This is a genomic window from Methylomicrobium lacus LW14, assembly GCF_000527095.1.
GTDB classification, from domain to species: Bacteria; Pseudomonadota; Gammaproteobacteria; order Methylococcales; family Methylomonadaceae; genus Methylomicrobium; species Methylomicrobium lacus.
The window spans coordinates 110,757-134,128 of the sequence record NZ_AZUN01000001.1 but is presented as its reverse complement, the minus strand read 5'-3'; the positions used below and the strand labels follow the sequence as shown (position 1 = coordinate 134,128).

21 protein-coding genes and 1 pseudogene are annotated in these 23,372 nt (G+C 52.2%); 14 read left to right on the top strand and 8 right to left on the bottom strand.

Annotated elements, in window-relative coordinates; genetic code table 11:
- The first annotated feature begins 56 nt into the window (after nucleotides 1–56).
- The 3 genes from METLA_RS0100615 to rimI all read left to right on the top strand — a co-directional run bounded on the left by METLA_RS0100615 (nucleotide 57) and on the right by rimI (nucleotide 3,133).
- Nucleotides 57–1,601 (top strand): 2-isopropylmalate synthase, encoded by a 1,545-nt coding sequence (locus METLA_RS0100615; protein ID WP_024296702.1) that lies wholly within the window; start codon nucleotides 57–59, stop codon nucleotides 1,599–1,601.
- Nucleotides 1,602–1,676: 75 nt separating this feature from the next.
- On the top strand, nucleotides 1,677–2,591 hold the full coding sequence (locus tag METLA_RS0100610) for a uracil-DNA glycosylase family protein (protein WP_024296701.1): 915 nt from the start codon (nucleotides 1,677–1,679) through the stop codon (nucleotides 2,589–2,591).
- 2 nt (nucleotides 2,592–2,593) lie between these two features.
- Nucleotides 2,594–3,133 (top strand): ribosomal protein S18-alanine N-acetyltransferase, encoded by a 540-nt coding sequence (rimI, locus tag METLA_RS0100605; protein WP_024296700.1) that lies wholly within the window; start codon nucleotides 2,594–2,596, stop codon nucleotides 3,131–3,133.
- 1 nt (nucleotide 3,134) lies between these two features.
- On the opposite strand, the gene METLA_RS0100600 is transcribed toward rimI, so the two are convergent.
- Nucleotides 3,135–4,124, bottom strand: coding sequence for an integron integrase (locus METLA_RS0100600; protein WP_024296699.1), 990 nt, complete (start codon nucleotides 4,122–4,124; stop codon nucleotides 3,135–3,137).
- Between the two features lie 132 nt (nucleotides 4,125–4,256).
- On the opposite strand from METLA_RS0100600, the gene METLA_RS21210 reads away from it, so the two are divergent.
- The gene (locus METLA_RS21210; protein ID WP_024296698.1) at nucleotides 4,257–4,586 is read left to right on the top strand and encodes a DUF6966 domain-containing protein; all 330 of its coding nucleotides are present in this window, start codon (nucleotides 4,257–4,259) and stop codon (nucleotides 4,584–4,586) included.
- Between the two features lie 169 nt (nucleotides 4,587–4,755).
- Nucleotides 4,756–5,226: a hypothetical protein gene (locus METLA_RS0100590; protein ID WP_024296697.1), complete on the top strand. Its 471-nt coding sequence runs from the start codon at nucleotides 4,756–4,758 to the stop codon at nucleotides 5,224–5,226.
- Nucleotides 5,227–5,560: 334 nt separating this feature from the next.
- Here METLA_RS0100590 and METLA_RS0100585 read toward each other — a convergent pair whose 3' ends face one another.
- Together METLA_RS0100585 and METLA_RS0100575 are read right to left on the bottom strand one after the other, a co-directional pair.
- Nucleotides 5,561–6,655: an IS91 family transposase gene (locus METLA_RS0100585; RefSeq protein ID WP_024296696.1), complete on the bottom strand. Its 1,095-nt coding sequence runs from the start codon at nucleotides 6,653–6,655 to the stop codon at nucleotides 5,561–5,563.
- Nucleotides 6,652–7,559, bottom strand: a pseudogene (locus tag METLA_RS0100575) (tyrosine-type recombinase/integrase). The gene METLA_RS0100585 and the pseudogene METLA_RS0100575 overlap by 4 nt, the downstream one beginning before the upstream one ends.
- Before the next feature lie 217 nt (nucleotides 7,560–7,776).
- On the opposite strand from METLA_RS0100575, the gene METLA_RS0100570 reads away from it, so the two are divergent.
- From METLA_RS0100570 to METLA_RS0100550, 5 genes are all read left to right on the top strand, one after another.
- A complete protein-coding gene (locus METLA_RS0100570) occupies nucleotides 7,777–8,142 on the top strand; it encodes a DUF3703 domain-containing protein (RefSeq protein WP_024296694.1) in 366 nt (121 codons plus the stop codon).
- Nucleotides 8,143–8,163: 21 nt separating this feature from the next.
- Nucleotides 8,164–8,568, top strand: coding sequence for a hypothetical protein (locus METLA_RS0100565; RefSeq protein WP_024296693.1), 405 nt, complete (start codon nucleotides 8,164–8,166; stop codon nucleotides 8,566–8,568).
- A 60-nt stretch (nucleotides 8,569–8,628) separates the two neighbouring features.
- Complete coding sequence (locus METLA_RS0100560) at nucleotides 8,629–9,144, top strand: Imm42 family immunity protein (RefSeq protein ID WP_024296692.1); 516 nt, start codon at nucleotides 8,629–8,631, stop codon at nucleotides 9,142–9,144.
- Between the two features lie 87 nt (nucleotides 9,145–9,231).
- Nucleotides 9,232–9,576, top strand: coding sequence for a hypothetical protein (locus METLA_RS0100555; RefSeq protein WP_024296691.1), 345 nt, complete (start codon nucleotides 9,232–9,234; stop codon nucleotides 9,574–9,576).
- A 66-nt stretch (nucleotides 9,577–9,642) separates the two neighbouring features.
- Complete coding sequence (locus METLA_RS0100550; RefSeq protein ID WP_024296690.1) at nucleotides 9,643–10,008, top strand: DMP19 family protein; 366 nt, start codon at nucleotides 9,643–9,645, stop codon at nucleotides 10,006–10,008.
- A gap of 239 nt (nucleotides 10,009–10,247) precedes the next feature.
- Here METLA_RS0100550 and METLA_RS0100545 read toward each other — a convergent pair whose 3' ends face one another.
- The 4 genes from METLA_RS0100545 to METLA_RS0100530 form a co-directional block, all read right to left on the bottom strand.
- The gene (locus tag METLA_RS0100545; RefSeq protein WP_024296689.1) at nucleotides 10,248–11,234 is read right to left on the bottom strand and encodes an IS110 family RNA-guided transposase; all 987 of its coding nucleotides are present in this window, start codon (nucleotides 11,232–11,234) and stop codon (nucleotides 10,248–10,250) included.
- A gap of 432 nt (nucleotides 11,235–11,666) precedes the next feature.
- Nucleotides 11,667–13,652, bottom strand: a complete 1,986-nt coding sequence (locus METLA_RS0100540) for a beta-propeller domain-containing protein (protein WP_084480028.1) — start codon at nucleotides 13,650–13,652, stop codon at nucleotides 11,667–11,669.
- 381 nt (nucleotides 13,653–14,033) lie between these two features.
- Nucleotides 14,034–14,735: a hypothetical protein gene (locus METLA_RS0100535; protein ID WP_024296687.1), complete on the bottom strand. Its 702-nt coding sequence runs from the start codon at nucleotides 14,733–14,735 to the stop codon at nucleotides 14,034–14,036.
- A 100-nt stretch (nucleotides 14,736–14,835) separates the two neighbouring features.
- Entirely contained in the window at nucleotides 14,836–16,416 is a 1,581-nt protein-coding gene (locus tag METLA_RS0100530) for an alkaline phosphatase (RefSeq protein WP_342665839.1), read from the bottom strand.
- Nucleotides 16,417–16,908: 492 nt separating this feature from the next.
- Between METLA_RS0100530 and METLA_RS0100525 the strand changes: the two genes are divergently transcribed.
- The 4 genes from METLA_RS0100525 (at nucleotide 16,909) to METLA_RS0100510 (ending at nucleotide 19,745) form a co-directional block, all read left to right on the top strand.
- Nucleotides 16,909–17,265, top strand: a complete 357-nt coding sequence (locus tag METLA_RS0100525) for a nuclear transport factor 2 family protein (protein ID WP_024296685.1) — start codon at nucleotides 16,909–16,911, stop codon at nucleotides 17,263–17,265.
- 138 nt (nucleotides 17,266–17,403) lie between these two features.
- Nucleotides 17,404–17,781, top strand: coding sequence for a cupin domain-containing protein (locus tag METLA_RS0100520; protein WP_281171916.1), 378 nt, complete (start codon nucleotides 17,404–17,406; stop codon nucleotides 17,779–17,781).
- Between the two features lie 89 nt (nucleotides 17,782–17,870).
- Nucleotides 17,871–18,152 (top strand): antibiotic biosynthesis monooxygenase, encoded by a 282-nt coding sequence (locus METLA_RS0100515; RefSeq protein ID WP_024296683.1) that lies wholly within the window; start codon nucleotides 17,871–17,873, stop codon nucleotides 18,150–18,152.
- Between the two features lie 330 nt (nucleotides 18,153–18,482).
- On the top strand, nucleotides 18,483–19,745 hold the full coding sequence (locus tag METLA_RS0100510) for a dicarboxylate/amino acid:cation symporter (RefSeq protein WP_029646271.1): 1,263 nt from the start codon (nucleotides 18,483–18,485) through the stop codon (nucleotides 19,743–19,745).
- Between the two features lie 1,563 nt (nucleotides 19,746–21,308).
- Here the strand turns inward: METLA_RS0100510 and brxL are convergent.
- Nucleotides 21,309–23,366: a protease Lon-related BREX system protein BrxL gene (brxL, locus tag METLA_RS0100495; protein WP_220096013.1), complete on the bottom strand. Its 2,058-nt coding sequence runs from the start codon at nucleotides 23,364–23,366 to the stop codon at nucleotides 21,309–21,311.
- Nucleotides 23,367–23,372 lie beyond the last annotated feature (6 nt).

The following is a 23,372-nucleotide window of genomic DNA, read 5'->3' as shown; positions in this document are numbered from 1 at the left end:
TTTTTTAAATCCTCGGCAAGGCACGCGTGGATGGTTCTCCATGCAGGGAATTTTTTATGAAAGACAAATTAATCATTTTTGATACGACGATGCGCGACGGCGAGCAGAGCCCCGGCGCCTCGATGACCCGCGAAGAAAAAATCCGCATCGGCCGGGCGCTGGAGCGCCTCAGAGTCGATGTGATCGAAGCCGGCTTCCCGGCCGCCAGCCCCGGCGATTTCGAATCGGTGCAGGCGGTTGCGAATGTGATCAAGGACAGCACCGTTTGCGGCTTGGCGCGCGCCTTGGACAAGGACATCGACCGCGCCGGCGAAGCGTTGAAAGGCGCAAGCCGCGCCCGTATCCATACCTTCATCGCGACCTCGCCGATTCATATGCAAATGAAATTGCAGATGACGCCGGAACAGGTGATCGAATACGCGGTGCGCGCGGTCAAACGCGCCCGCCAATATACCGACGATGTCGAATTTTCGCCCGAAGATGCGGGCCGTTCGGAAGAAGACTTTTTGTGCCGGATTCTCGAAGCGGTGATCGATGCAGGCGCCCGCACGCTGAATATTCCGGATACGGTCGGTTACTCGATCCCGCAGCAATTCGGCACGACGATCGCGAATCTGATCCAGCGCATCCCGAATTCCGATAAAGCCGTCTTCTCGGTGCATTGCCATAACGATCTGGGCCTCGCGGTCGCGAACTCCTTATCGGCGGTCATGAACGGCGCCCGCCAGATCGAGTGCACGATCAACGGTCTCGGCGAACGCGCCGGCAACGCCTCGCTCGAAGAAGTCGTGATGGCGGTACGCACGCGCCAGGACGTCTTCACCTGCGATACCGGCATCGACACCCGCGAAATTTTGACCTGTTCGAAACTGGTGTCATCGATTACCGGCTTCCCGGTGCAGCCGAACAAGGCGATCGTCGGCGCGAACGCGTTCGCGCATGAAGCCGGCATCCATCAGGACGGCGTGCTGAAGAGCCGCGAAACCTACGAAATCATGCGTGCCGAGGACGTCGGCTGGAGCGCGAACCGGATGGTGCTCGGCAAGCATTCGGGCCGCAACGCCTTCAAGAGCCGGATGACCGAATTGGGGCTGGTGTTCGAATCGGAAGAAGAGCTGAATGATGTGTTCATGCGCTTCAAGCAACTGGCCGACAAGAAGCACGACATTTTCGACGAAGATTTGCAGGCCCTGGTCTCCGAGGCGAGCTTCGAAGCCGAAGACGAATTCATCAAGCTGATTGCGCTGAAAGTCTGCTCCGAAACCGGCGAAGTGCCGGTCGCGAAGGTGACCCTGCGCATCGACAATCAGGAAGTGACCGGCGAAGCGACCGGCGGCGGCGCGGTCGACGCCAGTCTGAAGGCGATCGAAGACCTGGTGCAATCGAAATCCAGCCTGGAGTTGTATTCGGTCAACAGCATCACGACCGGCACCGACTCGCAGGGCGAAGTGACCGTGCGTCTCGAAAAAGCCGGCCGCATCGTGAACGGCATGGGCGCCGACACCGACATCGTGATCGCTTCCGCGAAGGCTTATGTGAATGCGGTAAACAAATTGCAGACCGGCGACCTGCGCCAGCATCCGCAAAAAGGAAATGTCTAACCGCGACACCCTTCATTACGGGCAAGGCGCGGGGCAATCCGCCCTGCCCTTGCCTTCGATTGACGGCGCCTGATCGTGGATAACGCCACCCGCCTGCTTTATCTCGAAGCGATGGGCATCACCGTATGGCGCCCCAAATCGCCAGGCGTATCCACGCCCACGGCAGGCGACCCTACGGCGTCAGAGCCGCTCGGTCTAGCCCACGAAAACAATTCCCTCGACACGCATTCCCACGCGCTGCGTGGGAATGCGGTCAGCACCGCGCCAGCGGTGCGTGGCGATGAATTCAGCAGCGGTGCAGAGCTATCTCACCTGACATCAATCGACGCAGAAACACGCGATAGCGAATCCTATCGCGAAGACGACTCCCCCACCCCAGCCAACCCCGCAATGCACAGCGAGGCCGCAAGCCCCTCCGCCGTCGATCAACTCGACTGGGGCACACTGCAAGCCACCGTCGCCGCCTGCACCCAATGCGACCTCTGCAAGACCCGCACCCAAACCGTCTTCGGCAGCGGCAACCCACATGCCGACTGGATGCTGATCGGCGAAGCCCCCGGCCAGCAGGAAGACTTACAGGGCGCGCCCTTCGTCGGCCCGGCCGGACAACTCTTAACCGAAATGTTGCGCGCGATCTGTCTCAGCCGCGATGAAGTCTATATTGCGAATATCCTGAAATGCCGGCCACCCGGCAACCGGGACCCGCAGCCCGAAGAGGCGGAAAATTGCCGCCCCTATCTGGAACGCCAGATCGCGCTGATTCAGCCGAAAATCATTCTGGCGGTCGGACGCATCGCCGCGCAAACTCTCTTGGGCACCGATGCGCCGGTCTCCAAACTGCGCGGCAAGGTTCACACTTTAAATCAGACGCCGCTTGTTGTAGTCTATCACCCTTCCTATTTGTTACGCTCGATGCTCGAAAAGAAAAAAGCCTGGCTCGATTTACAACTGGCACTCAACACCTATCAAAATAACAAGAATAAAGGTTAACCATGCGCGGACTCCTGGACAAAATCAAAAACTATGTCGTTTATGACGCCGATAAGGAATTCTATGCGAAAGTGTTTCCGGACTCGGTCCCGCGCATCGACCTGCTTAGAATGCGCACGATGACGCATGGCGATCTGCCCAGCGTGCTCGCGATCGAAACGCAAAATTACGAGTTTCCCTGGGGCGAGGATATCTTCATCGACTGCTTCAAGGCAGACTACGAGTGCCATGTCTGCGAAGAAATGGACAAGGTGCTGGGCTACTGCATTCTCTCGTACGGCCCCGGCGAGGCGCACGTCTTGAATATCAGCGTCGATCCGAACGCGCAGAAACAAGGCATCGGCCGCAAGATGCTCGAATTCCTGATCGAACTGGCCAGAGACAGGGCCGAGACGATTTTTCTGGAAGTGCGGCCGAGCAATACCATTGCGCTCGGGCTGTACAAAAAAATCGGTTTCAATGAGATCGGCATCCGCAAGGGTTATTACCCTGCCGCGGAAGGGCGGGAAGATGCGTTGATGTTGGCTATGGAGTTGTTCTGATTTACAGATTATCGAGCGGACTCTTCACGCCTCTGCCGCCCTTGTTGAGCACATGCGTATAGATCATCGTCGTCGACACATCCGCATGGCCTAGCAACTCCTGCACCGTGCGGATGTCGTAGCCGCCCTCCAGCAAATGTGTCGCAAAGGAATGCCGGAAGGTATGCGGCGTCGCCGCCTTGGTCAAATCCGCGGCTCGCACCGCCTGCTTCACCGCGCGCTGAATCGCCTGTTCCTGCACATGATGACGGCGGACTGCTCCGCTCCTGGGATCGGTCGATAATTTACCAGCAGGAAATACATACTGCCAACACCATTCCCTCGCCGCGTTCGGATATTTCCGCTCCAGCGCATGCGGCAAATACACAGCGCCATAACCCGCCGCCAAATCGCTCTCGTGCAATTCGCGCACATTGGTCAAATGCGCCTGCAACGGCTGAACCAAAGCAATCGGCAGCATCGTCACCCTGTCTTTCGCGCCCTTGCCGTCGCGTATCAAAATCTCCTTCCGTTTCATATCCACGTCCTGCACCCTGAGTCGCAAGCATTCCATGATCCGCATGCCAGTGCCATATAAAAGGCTGGCGATCAGCCAATGCGTCCCAGTCAGCCGCGACAAAATTGCCTGCATTTCATCCCGATTCAACACCACCGGCAAACGTTTGGGCGCCTTCGCCTGCCCCACATTGTCCAGCCACGGCAGTTCCACGCCGAGCACTTCCTTGTAGAGAAACAGCAAGGCGCAACGCGCCTGATTTTGCGTAGAAGCCGCCACTTGACCGTTGACCGCCAAATGTGTCAAAAACCGCTCGACCTCGGGCGCGCCCATCTCGCGGGGATGTTTCTTGCCGAAATACAGAATGAAGCGCTTGATCCAGTCCGTATAAGCCTGCTCGGTGCGGATGCTGTAATGCTTCAGGCGAATTTTGTCCCTGACCTGATCGAGCAACTTGGGCGGCTTACCAGAAAAATTTGCTGACGGGGATTGCATTTTATTTAGGATGTGATAATTTCGCACACATCAATGAATATAAAACAATTTTATGATTTTACAAATATTTAGGCAGCCTTATGACGCAATTTTTTACGTCTGTTAGGATGCCTAATTGTAGTTAGGCGTTCTATGCATCCAGACATTCAAAAATTGGTGGCGTTACTGGAGGCAGCTCAATCATTATTAGCTCAATACGGCGAAAAACACTGGAGTAGCTGGTTGGAAAAGGACGCGCGCTTAATTAGAAACCTAGACCTATATGGTGTGGAGCATTTACTCACTGCATATGGCGGCATGGGCAGCATAAATGATTTAGTAATTCACCCGACAAACGGGCACAAAATTAAAGATTCTGATGTTGCTTCTGCCAATGAAAAGTTTGAGATATTGCGTACCAAAATTTATTCACTAGCTAAAAGGTTGGCTATGGAGGAAGCAAATGTACGTCGTAACGCCTAACCCTGCGCTCGAGAGGGACGCGGTGAACGACGTGGTTTTCTCTTCCACGTTTTGCGCGCCGCGCCCCTCAGCTTCACGTTAGGGTCGAAATCAACACGTCTTCTACCCAACCAACTTAAAAAACCGTTGTTAATAACGAACCATAAAATAAATCTGTGGAACATCTCGTATGGATCAGTCATCGTTGCCTCCTGTAATATCGTGGTTATTTGAAAGTGTAGGATCTATACCAACATGGCTATTCAGTATTCTTGCCGCCCTGATAACCGTATGTGGCAATCTATACGCTAACAAGCGTAACAGAATCGCCCAGGCCGCAGTTCCTTTTCGATCTGCCATAGACCCTAACGCGATTGACGGCTTGCAAGGCCATACCTTGCACGGAGCGCTTCTCGGCGTAGCTGCCGGGAATGGGCAGCGTATCGAAGGCGTATTCCACAAACATAAAAGGGCATACGTTGAGTTTCGGCGTTATCTTTACGGTAGCGACCTTAATCGCCTAGATACCGCTTGGTACGAATACGTTGGGAATAACGAAGAAAGCCCCGATTTCTTTGTTATGTATTGCGGTTCCGAGGATAAATCTCGCTCTCTTAAAAACAGGCTCGAAACCTTGCGGGATGCTGGTAGCCATACATAACGAACGTCTCAGCCTAACGGATAAGGTTAGATTGTGTGAGCGAAGCGAACCACAATCTGAACCGGTTGTTGGACAAGCCCGGTAATCACGGATCTGACTTTAATATAAGAAAATATCTTTTTGGCGTTTGTGGGAGGCGATGGCTTGTCTGACGCGTAAGGTTCAAAAACAAGCCGGACGGATCGGCAGGACGGCACCACAATCCGGAAATGGGCAATTTTCGACGCATTATGCTCCGGATTTGGACCGAGCATAACCCTCGGCGCAAAAGTGCCGATTCAGGCTGGGCCGGAATGACTGATGGGTTTACATAATCTGTTCCTTTCCGGTTGCGTTATCCTGTTGTTGGCACTGCCAGCCTTAGGGAGGACGGCGGCATCTGTGTTTTGATAATGCGCATGTCACCGCCGCAGCACCGGCACTTGAGAGGTGGCCGTTTTCTCAGCCAGGCCAGCGCCCGGTTCGGATTCACGCCGAGCAGGACTTGCAGCAGTTGAATCAGCCGTTTGCTGTTGGGGTGCAAAAAGCCGAAATTGCGCGCGCGCCGGAAGCCCTTGGGCAAGACATGACGGAGGATCAGCCATAGGAATTGGGCGCCGGGCAGCGTTCGGGTGCGCATCTGTCGGGTTTTGCTGTCCTGATAACGAAAAGTCACCTGACCGTCCCGGCAGGCGACAATGTCCTTTTCCTGGATGACGCCTTTATAAAGATAACGCCCAAGATAAACCAGCGCCTTGTCGCCGCGGCCGACCGACTTGACGTCGACGACCCATTTTTCGGGGTAACGGCCCGGAAGTGCCAGTTCTTCTTGTGTCATCGCCTCGAGCAGTTTGGCGCGAAAGACTTTGGCGAGCGCCTTGTGATTGAACAGGTAGCCGGTTGGGTTCTTGCTGCCGCGCTTGGTGCGCCACAGGCGTTTGTCCGCATCGATGGCCGCCGCCGGCATCACCAGATGCACATGCGGGTGATAATCGAGGCGGCGGGAATGGGTGTGCAGCACCGTGATGGCGCCGGCTTTTCCCTGAAGTTGTCGGTCGTTTTGCGCAAAGGTTTTGACCGTCTCCCAGCTACAACGAATCATCAGGTCATACAGCGTGCGTTGCTGCTGCCAGGCCAGCGCTCTGAGCTCTTTAGGCAGCGTGAAGGTCAACAGAAAATACGCGGCGGGCACCTGCCTTTGCAGTTGCCGCTCCAGCCATTGCTGACTTTCGTGTTGTTGGCAGTGGGGACAGTTGCGATGGCCGCAGGAATGCGGCACGAAACTTTGGCTATCGCAGTCAGCGCATTGCGCCAGCATCACAGGACTTTGCGAAGTGCGGCAGTGCTTCATGGCGGCCAGCGCTTGGCGCTGGCTGGGCAGAAGCCGGCTCTGATACGCCGCCAGAAATTCGGTTTCGAAGGTTTGAATGATAGCGGAGAGCAGGATCATTTGACCTTCCCCCAGTCCAGGGCAAAGCCATTCATCAAGGCATTGATCACCTGGTTGGCATTCTGATTCGTGCCGTCAGTCAGATGGGTATAGCGGGCGGTGGTGAGGATACTGTGGTGGCCGAGGATTTTCTGCACTTCCAGCAGATCGACACCGGCTTCGATCAGATGGGTGGCGTAGCTATGCCGCAGACTGTGTGGGGAAATCTTTTTTTTAGGCCGCAGTCTTGGGCCACCTGGCGCAGAGTCGTTTGTACGCCGCCGCGATCCAGCGGCGTAGTCGCATGCTGCGCTCCTTTTAAGCCACCGTGACGATTGGGAAACAGCAGTACCGGATTGCGGTGAACCTGCCAGAAGCGACGCAGCAAGGCCAATGTTGCCGCCGGCAGGGGCACCAGGCGATCCTTGTTGCCTTTCGCATCGCGAATATGCACGCGCTGGCGTTCGGCATCGATATCGCCCACCTGCAATCGCAAGCCTTCACCGAGACGCAGACCCAGACTATAGAGGGTGAAAAAGAAGACCCGATAACTGAGGGTGTGGGTTGCCAGGAATAAACGCTGGGCTTCATCCACGCTGACAATATCCGGCAAGCGTTGCGCCTTGGGCGGCTTGATCAGATGGGGCGCCACCCAGGGTTTGCGCAACACATGGGTATAATAGAACTTGAGGCCGTACAGATCGAGTTTGACTGAACTCCAGGAGTGAGACGCCAGCAAATCAGTGAAATAATCGGTCAACTGCGCTTCGGACAGGTCCTCGATGCGTTCGTCGAAATACGCGCCAACGCGGCGAATGGCACGGGCGTAAGCCTCTATCGTCTTGGGCTGGAGCCCTTTGAGTTTAAGGTGTTTAAGATGGGTTTGATAATTTTGCTTGAAAGTGGATTTAGATGATGATGTCATTGTCGCGTAACCTCATGATTCGTAGTGGAATGCTCCCTCGCAGTGAGGGCTTGAGGTTACATTTTATAAACAATCGGGCGATGGGGCTGTTTCTCCGCGTAGCGGCTTCGTCCAACCCAACGCTCAACCAGACCCGCCGAAGCGAGGCGGTTCTGCTTCTTGGCTGTCTTGCGGCGGGCTGGTTAGCTTTGCGTTAGATCTCATAGGAGAGTGGATCATGAATCCAATTCAGAGCGCAGCCTTCGACAATGAGATCGCGCGGGCGAAAGAGTTCATAGCAACAGGCGACACTGAAGCGGGCTTTACTCATCTGGAGCGCGCTCACGTCATTGGCCAGGCTTTTGTCGTGCCCCACGTCAGATCGCATTGGCTGATGCTCAAGGTGGAATTGCTGCGACGGCGGCCCGTAGCGGCCTTCGGGCAAGTCATACGCATCGCTCTAGGCGTCTTGGGTTCCGCTGTTGGGGTTGTCCCGGTCGGGAACACAGGTGGCAGTAACGTTAGTATGTTCAAACGCATGCCCATCGCACCGGAATTGCAGAGTATTATTGATGGTGACGCGCCACCTGACGCGCGGACGTAGCAGAAATCCGGAGGAACAGGTATGGCGTTTTTGATTGGAGCGGTCTTGGCATTTTCGGTGGGGCTCTTAATGACGTACATTGGCCTGGATCGAAATCGGGCTTTCTACCCTACGGTGATGATTGTCATCGCTTCGTACTATGCGTTGTTTTCGGTCATGGGCGCTTCCACTCAGGTGCTGATGGTTGAGTCAATGGTCATCGTTGCGTTTTTGGGCGCATCCATTGCCGGTTTCAAATACTCGCTGTGGATAGTCGTCGCAGCACTTGCGGCGCATGGCGTGTTTGATCTTGTCCATGGTCATTTGATCGATAATCCGGGAGTGCCCGCGTGGTGGCCGATCTTCTGTCTAGCCTACGATGTCGCCGCCGCTGTCTACCTTGCATGGCTCCTGTTGCGTTCGAAGGTGCCGGCGTCTGCGACCTAACCCGGCGCTCAAGAGGGACGGTCGCTATCGCGCCCGCCCCTTAGCTCTGCGTTAGCCGCCATGCAATTCGGTGACCCATCATCGTTCGCAATTCAATGCGTTCACGAGCCAATCCCAAACGAGAAGGGCTGGGTGTTTGGTCGCATGTGCGTGTGGGCAAGAGGGCAGCGTCTCGGTGACCTGGAAGAGCCAGCCTGCATGCTGAACGTCACGGCTAACCACCTGTCGGGAGTTGTCAAACGCTTGCCGTCGCTGCACGAGCCGGCCTTTGCGTCACTGAGTGACACCGAGCTATTCGAACTGTTGGATCGCGCGCTGTATGAGGACGATGACAGAACGTCCGAGGAAGTGGCGGCTGACGCTGCCAAGTTCTTCAAGTTTGATTTTCTTACGAACGGCGGTGAATCATTTGATCGCTCCAAATCGTTCATCGCTGCATCGAACGGGGAGCTTCGCCTGTTGTTCAAGGACTCACCAAAGGGTCTTGTCTCTGCGCGAGTCAGCGTCACGGAGTTTGCTAACACGGTTGCCGCCTTCGTGGCCTGGGTCCAGTCAGAGGGCGAGAATGGCGGCTAACCCTTCCATCGAGCGGACCTCCACAAGCGGGCTTCGCCCGCTTGTGGAGGTCGCTCATGTCAAACGTTATACGTCGCAGGAAACGAAGTGGATAAAGTAGAATTTATTAAGCGTGTCAAGCAAGTAGTCGCTACTGGAGCGATAAAAGGTACGTTAGATAATCTGAATAACCCACCTGGCCGTAAGCCTGACAGCCAGTTGCTCATACAATCTTCGTGGTTCAAAGAGCTAAACGATACTGATCGAGAAATTGTTTCCAAGCTGATTTCAGAGGCAGTACACGAGGCAGTTTTTGGATTTTTATGCGTCCTTGATGATGTTCGTTCAATTAATGGTAGTGGTGAATCAAATAACTTGCAGCTCTTACATAATGGGATGGCATTGAATGACACAAACGGAGAATTTCTGCATGACATATACAAAAACGTATAACACATCGCTCCAGCCGACGTCAGGCCGCGATGCGGCCTGACGTCGGCTGAGCTAGGCGTTATACGTATGGCTGACCTTATTGATACGACAGTGGATAAGCTAATAGGGCGAGGTTTTGACCCCATGCGGTCACCGTTTGCGCATAAAGTTGCGGTGATGCTCGTGACGGCTCAGGGAATCATTGACAACGGAGGTTTCGAATACCTGTTCGGGAACCCTTTCCACCAAGAAACTCGCTTGGAGGATTTCATCGCAGTATATGAGGCTGTTGGGGCTGCAAAATCTGCCGAGGCGTTTCAGGTCGCCTTGGCGCGCTGGAGGGAAGGTTTGTCCGACTTTGAGTCTTTAGATGCTGTGCTCTGGGCAAACAGCGAAGCCAATTACAAGAAGCTAGAGGAGTACATAGCCAACCATAAGCCCGAATACGTATAACCCTCATATCAACTTGACCCCAAAAAGCTCCGCTCCTATCGTCGCTACACTTTTTGGGTCAAGTTATACTTAGCGTTATACATAAATTCAAACGAGGCTAACATGAGAAAATATGGTGAAAACGTTACAGTGTCATTGACAGGCATCTCAACGAGCGCTGAATTAGGAAGAAAAAAAGGGTCAGGTCTTGCAATCACGCATCCAGCCTAACACGACTGTCAAAGATACCGTCTTAAAAGTCAAGCTTTAACGCCATAGTCAGATCGGTAAGGCTCTCTGGTCTTAAGAACGCCAAAGCACAAATGCACCAGTTTTCGCATTACCGCACATAGAGCGGACATTTTCGATTTACCCCGTTCCTGTAGCCGTTGATAAAGTGCTTTAAGGTGGAGGTTATAACGGGTTGCTACGATAGCTGCCATATAAAGGATAGCCCGCATCTGTGCAGGGCCCGCTTTAGACAAGCGAGGTCGACCTAAAACAGATGAGCCAGATTGCCTCTCCACCGGCACTAGCCCGAGATAAGCTGCCAATTGCTCAGCCGATTGGAAGTGGTGGGTATGAATAATGGACAGCAAGTGATTACTGACTTGCGGCCCGACTGCTGGAATGCTGAGCAACAGATCACGGTCGGCTTTTAAGTTGGGATGCCTGTCAATGTGGTTGTCTATGTCTTGTTGGAGCTTGCTGAGTTGTTGCTCCAGAAAGGCAACAGAATCGACAATGGACTGATGGACGCGGGATGGCGTATCGATAACATCGGCTTTTTCCAACCGGTTGCGCTCGCGTTGCAGGTCTTGGGCAATCGCTTCACGGCGGGACAATAAGACTTGTAAGGTTCGAGCCTCTCTGGACGGCGGGGTCCAAATCTTGGGCTTGAGCAAGGCGCCGTAGCGGGCTAAGATCAAACTATCGATGCCATCGGTTTTAGTGCGAACACCGAGACTACGGCCAAAGTCTTTGACTTGAGCCGGATTGACAATCGAGACGGTGACTCCGGCATCGGCTAAAGCCAGCGCCGCCTGTTCGTGATAGACTCCCGTGCCTTCCAGGATAGCGTGAAGTTCTTGAGTCATGGCGTGCTGTTTCGCACACCAGGACAGGAGTTCGCCGACGCCGGCTTTAGAATTGGCAACCGATTTGGCCCGGCGTTTACTGCTAGAGACATCCACTAACAGGCTGCAATCCAGCTTGGCTTTGGAAACATCAATGCCTATGAAAAACATAAAGTTACTCCGAATGGCTAAAGTAAACCAACTGAGCTCACTTGCCTTGTGCATTCAGGGTCGAGGCCCTTGGCTACCGTTCAGTGTTCAGATTGGCATCAGCAGCGAGACAGAAGGTTTTCTCTTTGACACAAGGTTAACCCTAGGGACGCGCACAAACTCATTCTGCCTCAGGTTATGGTAGCTAATCATAACCGCTGTTAAGATACAAGGGACGCGCACAAACTCATTCTGCCTCAGGTTATGGTAGCTAATCATAACCGCTGTTAAGATACAAGGGACGTGTGCCCTAAGGTGGTTTTGAAGGTTTGCACTTTAATCAGGTTCGGTAGCTTCGCTGAACGTCCATTGGCGACGCAAAGCAGCAAGCCTTCCACTCAACCAGCAGTTCAATTTTTCGGCTCCACCTCTATCTTGACCGAAACCCTGGCTTTAATCGATCGGCGCAGGCTCCGAAACAATCGCGGGTTGGACCTCAACCGGCACATCATCCTCCGGCGCTTGCCATTCTACAAATCCCGTTTGCTCGAAATTTACCAAATCCTGGCTCTGAATTCTGGACTCGGAAAGGGTATACAACTGATCGTCGATGGTCAGTAAGCGATCGATGTAATTACGGTACTTCCATTGACTGGGGTTGCTTTGATGCGTGATCGCTGCTTTTTGCACAAAACCGTCTTCCGGCGTGAGCTGATAAACATAAGCGCCCTCAAAGACTGATTTGATAGACCACCAATTGTTTGGCTCAGCCGTATCAGACTGTTCGGATATCTGTACCGGAAAACCTAATAATTGCCGCTCTTTGTCGAACCACAGAGCTTTATGATTGTTCAGCAGTGGTGAATAACTCCCTAAGCCGCCGAGGATAACTTTGTGTTTCAATTGGGGATTGTTGACATCACTGACATCGAACAAAGCCAGTTTCAAACCTTGGCTAAAACCGGTATTTTCGTCGGCCTCATGCCCAAAACCGATGATGTGATCGCTGTCATAAGGATGCAAATAAGTGCTAAATCCGGGGATTTTCAACTCACCCAGGACTGTCGGCGCATCCGGCTTCGCCAAGTCGATCACGAACAAGGGGTCCGTCTGTCTGAAAGTGACCAGATAACAACGCTCTCCAATGAAGCGGGCGGCGTAAATCCGCTCGCCAGGCGCCAATTTTTCCACCGCGCCCACCCGATTCATATCGCTATCGAGCACATAAAGATTGCTCCAACTGGAGCCTTGCGCAGTCGAGCCATCCCAGCTCCAGCGATTGATGGTTGTGGCGATGCGGAAAAAGCCGTTGCTTTCATCCATCGAAAATTGATTCAACACCGTGCCCGGTACTTCACCCTGCCGCAGGAAACGGGTTTCACCATTCTGCAAGGCAAACTTGTAGATATGGGTAAAAGGTTTGCTGACCTCGAGGCCTTTGCTGTTTATCTTCGCCTTATAATCCGCCGCCGATAAATAGAGGTTGTCATGGGAAGCGTAAATCACATCGCCGCTGCCATAATACGCTTTGACATCCGCCGGGTTGTCCGGTTGACTCAGGCGAAAGCCGGCGACCACCACATAATCGGGGTCGACAAAACCAGGAAAATAATACAGCTTGCTAACCGGCAGCATTTGTTCCGTGCCGCCATTGACTGCGGTATCCGAAACATGCGGAATCAGATTGTCCAACGAATTTAACGTTTTTTTCCGTTCCTGCCGCAGCTCCGGCATCGGCAAATAGAGGTAATCGCGCGAGTAATTTTTACTGATGACATAAACGCTGTCGCCAATTTTACGAGAAGATAAAAGATCGCCTTCCAGCATCAACGCCCGCTCCAGGCGGGGATTTGCCTTATCGCTGATGTCATAAATTTTGGCTGCGGCCTGATTGGCGCCTCTTGGCCACCCTATCAGCGGCATCGACGCTGGAACACCATTAGCAGGACCCGCTGCCTGTGCCCCATCCGCGCTCTGCCAGGCATTGCCCAATACCACCAAACGATCGCCATCGACATACAACTCGCTGGGGCGAAAATCATCATCGAAAACCAGCTCCGCCACTTGCGCCAGCGCCTGTGACGGATAGGCTTTCACCAACCGCACATGATTTTCGGCGATCTGATAAATGTAGCCGTCGCTGGTCTTGACGATGTCGCCCTCATCGACCCCCGCCACCTGTACGTTGGTCTCGGAATGAGACACCGGCGCGATCATCGAGCCCGAGTCAGAACTCACACTGGCTCCAGGCATAGCAATCGGCCCGCCGACGTCGAATGTAATATTGCGGAATGCCTTCGGTTGACGCTGAGACAACATTTGTTTCAGCGCCTTGTATGATTTGACACGCTGCGGCTTGAGCGACTTGGCGGCATCAACTTCGTTTGTCATCACCATGAGCAACAGCGGTAGAAAACAGAAGAGGCTTAATGTTCGCATAATATGTCTCAGGGCAGTGTAAAAAGTGCCATTATCATAACATTCCCATGATGTTTATTGCATGGACTAATACCGTGAAAACTCTGTCGCATTGCTCGTAGCGAATAGATTTCGCGCGGCTTACGGCATCTAAAATGCAAAAAAGCAGGGCATCACGCGGACCGCAGAGGAAAAGCAGGGGAATAGAGGAAGGACAGTCGCATGGCTTCAGCGGGCGCGTCGCGGATACTGGAGCCGGGGAAGCCAAAGAGGATCAGACTCGATTGCGACTCTATCGAGTCTGAGCCTTAGGGGGCTTTTGTGATGCTCTTAAAGATCTTATGAATTGCAGCTCAAATCTGCTTAACTTTGTGTCCGGAAATGTATTGACACTTCATACAGCTAATGATGGTGATGCCCTTCTGCCGCCATCACTTTCTTCACAAAAGGGTCGTTTTCCATATCACCGAAATCGGCTGCGTCAATATGCCGGTAATTGGCGATGACTTCCAAATCTACCGGCTTTCGAGGAGCCTTTGACAACGATAAGATTTCCGCTAGCCGCAGTTCCATGCTACCGTTTTTGTCTTTTCTGATGATCTTGGCCGGTAGTTTTTCGTCCGGCAACCATAGCACTTCTATATTCTGATCATCCGTTTTCCCTTTGCGTAACTCCGCGTTACGGCCCAAAACGTGGGTTTTTTTTACCAACTTCAACGCGTCAAGCTCCTCGCGGCTAAGCATACTGGAGAGTTTGTACCAGTCGAAACTCATCTGATTGGTCGGCCTATCTGCCGGCATGTATTCGACGGCGGTTTTATCGGTATGATAAAGCTTGCGGTATTGAATAGTGCCATTATCCGTTCTCTCCCAAATTTCTCCGTAATCGCCGTCGGCATCTTGCGTTTGGATCATGTTGGCTTGCCGCCAGAAAAACCAGGCACGATGATCGGTCAGCGCCTTGTTATTTGCATGGGACATCACTTTCATTTCATAACGGCAAGCGACTTGTTCGCTAGGGTTTTCGCTATCGGCAAAACCCAATGCAGAAGCGCAGAGAAAACCGAGTCCGAGTACGCTTGTTAAAATATCAAATACTTTCATAAATACATTTAAACCGGGTTCAAACAAGAAAAGGGATACGAGTATCCCTTTTCTTCATCAGCGTCTTTTCGTCAAGACGACTTTAATCAATCGGCTTGCCTCATTTTCCGGCGCCCTTTCCCGAGCCATGTTTGTCAAATCCCAAGGCTCTTGCCATCACATGATAAATCACGTTTTGCTCCATCACGCCGTGAAACAAATGCGCCTTGGGGCCTCTGGCAAAAATCGCGACGTCTTCGGCGGCGTGCGTTTCCGCGGCAAGCGGGATAATCGCTTCCTGCAGATAATTCGAATTTTGTACCAGGTCATTGGTGAGCGTAGGACGTCCGGTGGCCGGCTCAAAAGATTTTGGATTGTGGCCTTCGCTACCCGATGACCATGATCCGTCTGTCGCGTTGAATGATTTTGAGCCTTCCGGTTGCAGGTCTGACTTGCCGGTATAGCCGGTGCCGTTGGCATAATTCAACGTGGTGTACGGCAAACCGAGCAAATCAACGTCAGGAAGATCCGAGCCTACGCCTTGAGTCAAGCCCAAGATAGGATTGCCGCGTTGCGGGTAACCTCCGATCGTGAAGACATGACTATGGTCGGCGGTTACGATGATCAAGGTATCCTTGGCACTGGTTTTCTCTGCCGCAGTCTGTACCGCGGCGGCCAATTGTTGGGTATCGGTCAGTGCCCGATAGGCATTGCCGGAATGATGGGCATGATCGATACGGCCGCCTTCAACCATCAGGAAGTAACCTTTTTTATTCTTTTTGAGAATATCGAGAGCTTTGACCGTCATTTCCGTCAGCGAGGGTTCGCCCGCCTTGTCGTGTGCGACACGATCGGCTTCATAATGGACGTGGGAAGGCTCGAAAAGCCCCAGCAGGTGATCGGTGGTTTTCGGATCGATCGCATTGAACTGGTCTTTATTCCAGACATACTGAGCATTCTGGTGTTTACTGACCCATTCGGCCGTCAGGTCGCGTCCGTCCTTACGCTTGCCGGCAACGCCGTATTCTGGATCGGTCGCGGTTTTGGGAATAAAACGCGTCCGCCCACCACCGAGCGCTACGTTAATACCGCCGTCGATGTCAAAATCAACCAATTGCGATGCAATGTCGGGAACCGTCGCGCCGGCCGGTTTATCCGAATCGCCTTCCCAGTCGCGGTTAGAAGTGTGCGCGTAGGTCGCGGCGGGCGTCGCATGCGTAATACGCGCGGTAGACACGACGCCGACCGATAACCCCTGCTCCTTGGCCTTTTCCAGAATGGTTTTGAGCGCATTCGCATTAATTTTGTTGGCATCGGGCTCGCTATGCTCGACATCTTGATCGACCGAAATCGAATCGCCGATGGTTTTAACGCCGGTCACCATCGCAGTCATCGTCGGCGCTGAGTCTGGCGTTTGCTGGTCGACGCTGTAGGTCTTGGACAGAGCCAGATAAGGGAATTTTTCAAAGCTCAAAGAATTTTCTTCGCCGTGGCCGCCTTTTTGCTGGCCATCGTAAATCCGTGAAGCCGTGATCGTGGAAACGCCCATGCCGTCGCCGACAAACAGGATCACATTTTTCGCCCGTCTTTCGTTAGGATTGAGATGTTCGGCATCGATAACGGTTTGACGCCCGGCGTCGAACCAATCCTCCGGGGTAGGTTCTGCCGCCTGCACGACACCGGTAGTTAAAATCGAACTCACGGCCGCTATGCTGAGTTTCTTGAAACATTTCATGATGGAATTTCCTTGTTACGTGTTCGAATCGATGAAAAAACGTCTGCTACGTCAATAACGCCTGATAAGCTAAGCTGCAGGAATACTATCCAAAAAATATGACAGGATGACGACAGGTTTCTGCATAAACAGGCGCTAGAAATCTTTGCTATCGGCGCCAATAAAGGGATCTCTGTACACGACAAAAATTTTAGGTTTAAACTACTCCACCTACAGCGCTCCGCAGCTTACCTTCACGTTGCCCCCCTTCTTTTCAACTAAATTTTCTTAGCGTGGCTGATACTCTTGCAATCCCGCAACAAAACTGGCGCCGAGCATGTTGATGATGCGGTTGGCGAGCGCAGAAACACCTATTTCTCAAGCGCTGGATGAAGGCCGACGGCTGGATCAACGGCTCGCCTTTCTACAATGCCAAGTGGACTTCCACCGGGATTGAATGAGAACAATGATAAAATCACGATGATCGACAAAAAATTCGCAGAACACTTCGCGCACGACTGGATCGATTCCTGGAACAGTCACGACATTGACCGCATCCTCGCTCATTATTCGGATCGGTTCGAGATGTCTTCACCGATCATCGCTCAGATTGCCGGCGAACCCTCCGGCACGCTAAAGGGCAAGGAGGCTGTCGGCGCGTACTGGAGGAAGGCGCTAGCGCTGATTCCCGATCTTCGCTTTGAATTGCTCGCGATTCTGACGGGGGTTGACAGCATCACCCTTTATTACAGGAGTCCGCGAGGCTTGGCTGCCGAGGTACTGCATTTCGGCCCGGACCACAACGTCATAAAAGCTTACGCGCATTATGCGCACTGACATTTTGCCCATCATACAACGTCAACTTGCAAGGAAATCGTAGCAATGCAACATACGCCGGTACCCGCTAAATCCATTCCGTCACCGGAGAAGAAAACAATCTACCCCCAGCCCTTCGCCGCGTTAGTGGAAGGGCGCGTGAAAAGAAAACTGGGCGATCACTTCGGCCTGACACATTTTGGCGTCAATCTGACCGAACTCGCTCCTGGCGCTATCTCTGCACTCCTGCATCATCATTCAAAGCAGGATGAATTTATCTATATTCTCCAGGGCACCCCTACCCTGCTGCTCGATGAAAAGGAATACCCGCTCAGTCCCGGAGACTGCATGGGACTCAAGGCAGGCGCGGGAGTCGGCCATCAGCTCGTGAATCGGTCTAGCGATCCGGTCATTTATATCGAAATCGGGGATCGCACCGAAGGCGACGAAGTCGATTACCCCAACGACGACCTGAAAGCCATCCAATTGGCGAATGGCGTATGGTCATTAACGCACAAAGACGGCCGGCCATATTAAACACTGCCTACCCAAAAGACAGGCTAAAGGCCGCGCTTTCGGCCTGTTCTTGAGTTTCACCGTTAACGCTATGAATCAACGGAGCTTACATGCAACACGTTTTAATCATTCATGAGGTCGAGGCTTATACGGCATGGAAAGCGGTTTTTGACCAAGCCGCAGACATTAGAAAACGCGCAGGAGAAATCAGCTACCAATTGCTGCGCTACGACAATGACGCAAACAACATCGTCCACTTCTCCGCGTGGTCCTCGCTGGACGATGCCCGGCGCTTCTTCGAGTCGCCAGAGCTGGTCGAAATCAGAAAAAAGGCTGGAGTAAAAGCGCCTGAATTCATCTATCTGCATGAGATAGAGCGTGGCTTGCTATAGCCCTGGTATGGCGTTCGTAAGAGATGCCCTCCTTACCTTTGCGTTCGCCCTCATCCACTTTTCATCATCCAGATCCCGCATTTCGAGTAAGAAATCCGGTCATTGATCCCTACAGCCCTCTCAAAGCCCCCAATTATCAAGATAATCGTAACCCGTCAATGCCTATCAGGCGATTCTGATCCCTGTACGACTCGGTTAGGTTCAATTCATGCTTTTTAGGTACAGCTAAAAGGTTTAGGGCTTAACATAATTTGTTGATAACCTTGAACCGACTCACTATCCCGGTGCAAAAGCCCCGCCCAAGCAAAGATTAATATTAAGGACATGCCAATGACGCCGCACGCGCATCACCATGAACAAAAACCCAATCGCCAGACCTTGTATGTCGCGGTCGCTCTAATTCTCGGCATCGTGACCGGCGAGCTTTTGAATCTGGCCTTTGCCGGCCCCCAGCCAAATCCTGCCTTGCAGCAGGTCGTGACGGTATTGACCGTGCTGACCGATATTTTTCTGCGCCTGATCAAGATGATCATCGCGCCGCTGGTGTTCGCGACCCTGGTGGTCGGCATGGCAAAAATGGGCGACATCCAGGTGATCGGGCGCATCGGCATCAAAGCGGTGCTGTGGTTTTTTTCGGCGTCGATCTTGAGCCTGATGCTCGGCATGTTGTTGGTGAATCTTTTCCAGCCCGGACTTTCGCTGCACATTCCGTTTCCGCCGGAAGGCGCCGCCACCGGCCTGCCGGAGGTCGAGCCGACCTTACAGAATTTCGTGGCGCACGTGTTTCCGAAAAGCATCTTCGAGGCGATGGCCGCCAATGAAATTTTGCAAATCGTCGTATTTTCGATCTTCTTCGGCGTGGCTTCGGCCGCATTGGGCGACCTGGCGCATCCGATGGTGCTGCTGCTCGACTCGCTGGCGCACATCATGCTGAAAATCACCAGCTATGTGATGCATTACGCGCCGGTGGCGGTGTTCTCGGCGATCGCGTCGGTGGTCGCGCAAAACGGCATTACGGTGCTGCTCTCTTACGGCAAATTCATCGGCGAGTTTTATTTTGCGTTGTTGCTGCTCTGCGGCCTGCTGGCCGGTATCGGTTTCGTGTTTTTGGGACGCCGCTTGCCGTCGCTGCTTCGCCACATCCGCGAACCGATGCTGCTCGCTTTCGGCACCGCCAGCAGCGAGAGCGCCTACCCCAAACTGTTGCAGCAACTCGAACGTTTCGGTTGCGACGAAAAGCTCTGCGGCTTGGTGTTGCCCTTGGGCTACTCGTTCAACCTCGACGGCAGCATGATGTACATGACCTTTGCCTCGCTGTTCATTGCCCAGGCCTACGGCATCGACATGCCGCTCGGCGAACAGCTGCTGATGTTGCTGGTGCTGTTGTTCACCAGCAAAGGCGTGGCCGGCGTACCGCGCGCGTCGCTGATCATCATCGCCGCGACCTTGTCGATGTTCCACATTCCCGAGGCCGGCCTGTTGCTGTTGCTCGGCATCGATCAGGTACTGGACATGGGGCGCAGCGCGACGAACGTGCTGGGCAACAGCATCGCGGCGGCCGTGGTAAGCCGCTGGGAAAAGGCGCTGCGCTAAAAGGGAAAACGGATAGCGTAGAAAGCCGGCAGCGAAGCGTTATTAACTGATGTGACGCATTTGTCCACGAAAAGCACGAAAGGCACGAAAATTTCACCGCACAATCCGTGCAGCCGATGCTTTCGGATAACGACCTAAGTTGACCGGCAAACCCAAGCGTATTCCGTCGCGTGGGTAATTCAGTTCGCGCGCCTTATGCACTCCCGTCGTAGCGGAAAACACTTTTATTTCATCGTAACAAATAAAGTCAGGAATATAGGTCTGCCGTAAAATCGTTCAGATCGAACTTAAGCGCTTGCGTCCGACCTGACTGATGCTACGCAGGAATCGATCCTTCAGACGCACTGATCGATCAAGAGATTTCTGTTGGGCAATATCGACGAGGTGATTTTTTTATTCCAAAAATTGGCTTACTAGAAAGTAACACGCACAAAAAAAGGGTTTAGACCTTTCGATCTAAACCCTTCATATGTATGGTAGCGGGGGCAGGATTTGAACCTACGACCTTCGGGTTATGAGCCCGAAAGTTTTACAATTAACTTGTGTTGATCAACATTCCGAAATTATATTAAATAACTTATATATCAACATCTTAATAAAATATCACTTTCGTCAAATATTCCGAATTATTCCTGACTGTTGATATAATCTGCTTACTATTTGCTTACTGTAATTTCAATAAGCGCTTTCTGGGGAAGCAAAAATGCGTATCAAGTTTATAGTAGGAAGGATTGCGGCTTTTAATTGTGCCGCCGGTAAATCAGCTGATTTCATTTGGGATAGTGAGACTCCGGGACTGGGTATAAAAGCATCTCCCGGTGGTTCGAAATTTCCCCTGATCTACGGGAGAGATTTTTGGCAATAAATTTTCAATAGTGAACCTTCGACAAATCGACAGAAAAACCATCATAATTGATTGATTTATATAGATATAAAAATTTTACGCAATGGGGATTTATTATTTTTTGAGTCAACAGATTTGGCTTCTTTTTTCTCTCTCGAAGAAAAAAATTGCTTCTCGGGTAAAAAATTTCAACTTTTTTACCCAAAAAGCAATTTAAAGCTGATTTTGGGCGCAAAACTTGCCGGAATTTTCTCCGATCTTTGCCATGGGTGCTTACAGTTAAGAACTTCTCAACAAATAGACTGGTGAGATGTTGTCCTTGGAATTGATAAGAGAAGGACAATTATTGGTACTGGACTAAGACTCCAGTTGGGTCTCGGCGAAGCCTCGGAAATACCCCGCATGCAAGGGTGGATTGTTGACACCTCGATCGAATACGATCACAAATTCTTCTCGAGATTCAGAAAGGTATCCTTGGAAGAGATCCTGATCGCGTTACGAGACGACAGGCATTTGCTGAACGATCCTCTCGACTTGTCCAGCGGTAACTTCTTGGACCCAGACAATCTTGATTGCTCAGAGACTCTGGTTTGCTTGACACTTTATCCTTCTGGTTTTACAAGTGCTGGTTTTATCAAAGGCCATCGAACAGCAGGCTGTCTGGGAGCGAGTTTAAAAATGCTGAACAATAGCTAACACTTTGTCTATAAATTTAATGACTAAAACTCAGCCCCCAATGCCTTAAACACCGCATCAACCGGATCAGAATAAAAACTGGTTTGGAATTTAGCGAATAATTCGCCCCGGACCGTGGGAATGTCGCTCACACTGGCCATCGGCAACAATATTCGCTTAGCGCCCGAGTCAAACGCCATTTGCAGGGTTTCCGCCAAATTTTCGACCGGAATGATGTTTCCGCCTAGCGTCATGGTGCCTAAAACAACCATCTGGCTTTGGATCGGTTTATTGAGAATGACCGAGCAAAACGCAATAAAGCCGGCCATCGTCAAGGTCTGCGAGGGGCCGCTATTGTGCAATTCAATTAAATGCAGATGATAGTCATGGTCTGCCGCTTTAGCCGAGCCGCTGACTCGTGAAATATTGCCTTTATAATAATCAAATCCGACTTTAATCGCTTCTTTCGCCTGGGTCACGCTACCGAAGCCTGAAAGGTTCAGTTTGCCGCTACCGGCCGTCATTTGCGTTTCGATTCTGAACAAGCCTAAATGGCCTTTTACCCCTTGAGAAAGGGTATGCAAAACGCCCGGTTTTAAAGCTCCCTCCGGAATCAGCTTATCGCCCCCCTGCTCCGGGACGGTCACAAATTTTTCTTCTAGGGTGTCCTGGTCGATATAGCTGAAATGCACATCGAAAAACTCCATCCCACCGATCTTTTTCAATTGTTCCTTCATGCGGCGCCGGGTTTCCAGGGCATACTCAAGGCATTGCGCAACGGCTGCCTTGTCGTATTCGCCATGTGGATAGAGCAGCTTCAACAAACCCGATACCGTGCGCCGGACGGCAATCGTATCGCGTTGATTCAGGTTATTGCCCAGCTTGAAATATTTATCGATCGCATCGGAAAAACTGCGCTTGCGCATTTCGCGCATAAACTCGGCCAGATAATCGACAATCAGGCCATATTGATTGGTAAAAAATTCCGGCCGCATTTTGGGAATCTCCCAGCCGGGAATGTAAGCATGAAAGCGGTCGAAAAACGCGGTATCGATCATCACATCCGGAAAGGGCGTCAATAAGTGACTGGTTTTAACCAGCGTGTCGACCGATTGATTGATGTTACCGACAAACACCATACTGGCGGAGGCTACAATCGAATCGCGGCCCCTGGCGAAGGAACCCGAAGCCATAAAATCCTTCATGATCTGGATGCCGTCCCTATCCTTAAACGAGATGCCGGCCACTTCATCGAAAGCCACGACATCCCATAAACCGACCAGACCGATCGATTGCCTGCCCAGGTTATAAAAAAGATTGGCTACCGTCGTCTGGCCGCCGGAAATCAAAATGCTATTGGGGCTGACTTCCTTATAGATATGGCTTTTCCCCGTGCCGCGGGGCCCCAATTCACAGACATTATAATTATTCTCAACGAACGGAATCATTCGTCCCAGCAGGTGCCATTTGGCTCGCTCATTGAAATGCATCGGTTCCATGCCGGTGGAGCGCAGCAACACGTCCCGCCATTGCATCGCATCAAACGCCTTGCGCCCTTCAAATAGCGCTTCCATATCCATGTTGGGCATTTGGATAGGCTTTAATTCGGTGATTTGAAAAGGCGATCCCGCCTGCCCTTCTTCAAACACATAGTGCAGCGTAATCACGCACCAGATGCCGCCGGCCAACAGCTTTTCGTAATCCTTGACGGTGCGATCGGGAATTTCAACGCCTTTGACACCCAGATTCGACAATAGGGCTTCATAGACGTCGCGCCTTTCGTTCAGTTTAACGGTGACTTTGTCGATGACTTTGTAACTGCCGCTTTCCCGGATCTTGGATTTAACCTTCTCGGCTTCGTCCGGCCTGACATAGTTATCCGCCAGAATGTGCTTAACAGTTTTCAGTCCCGCCTGAATGGTTTCTTCATCGTCGCTTGCGCAATACATGCCAAGCAGATATTCCAGAACATAGACCGGAACATTGGCGCCTTCCTTGATTAACTTGGTCAAATCCTTGCGCACTACCTTGCCGGCAAAATTTTCGTTTAACAGGCGATCCAGGCTTTTGTCCATTTCGGGAGAGATTACTGCTTCGTTCATGTCCGT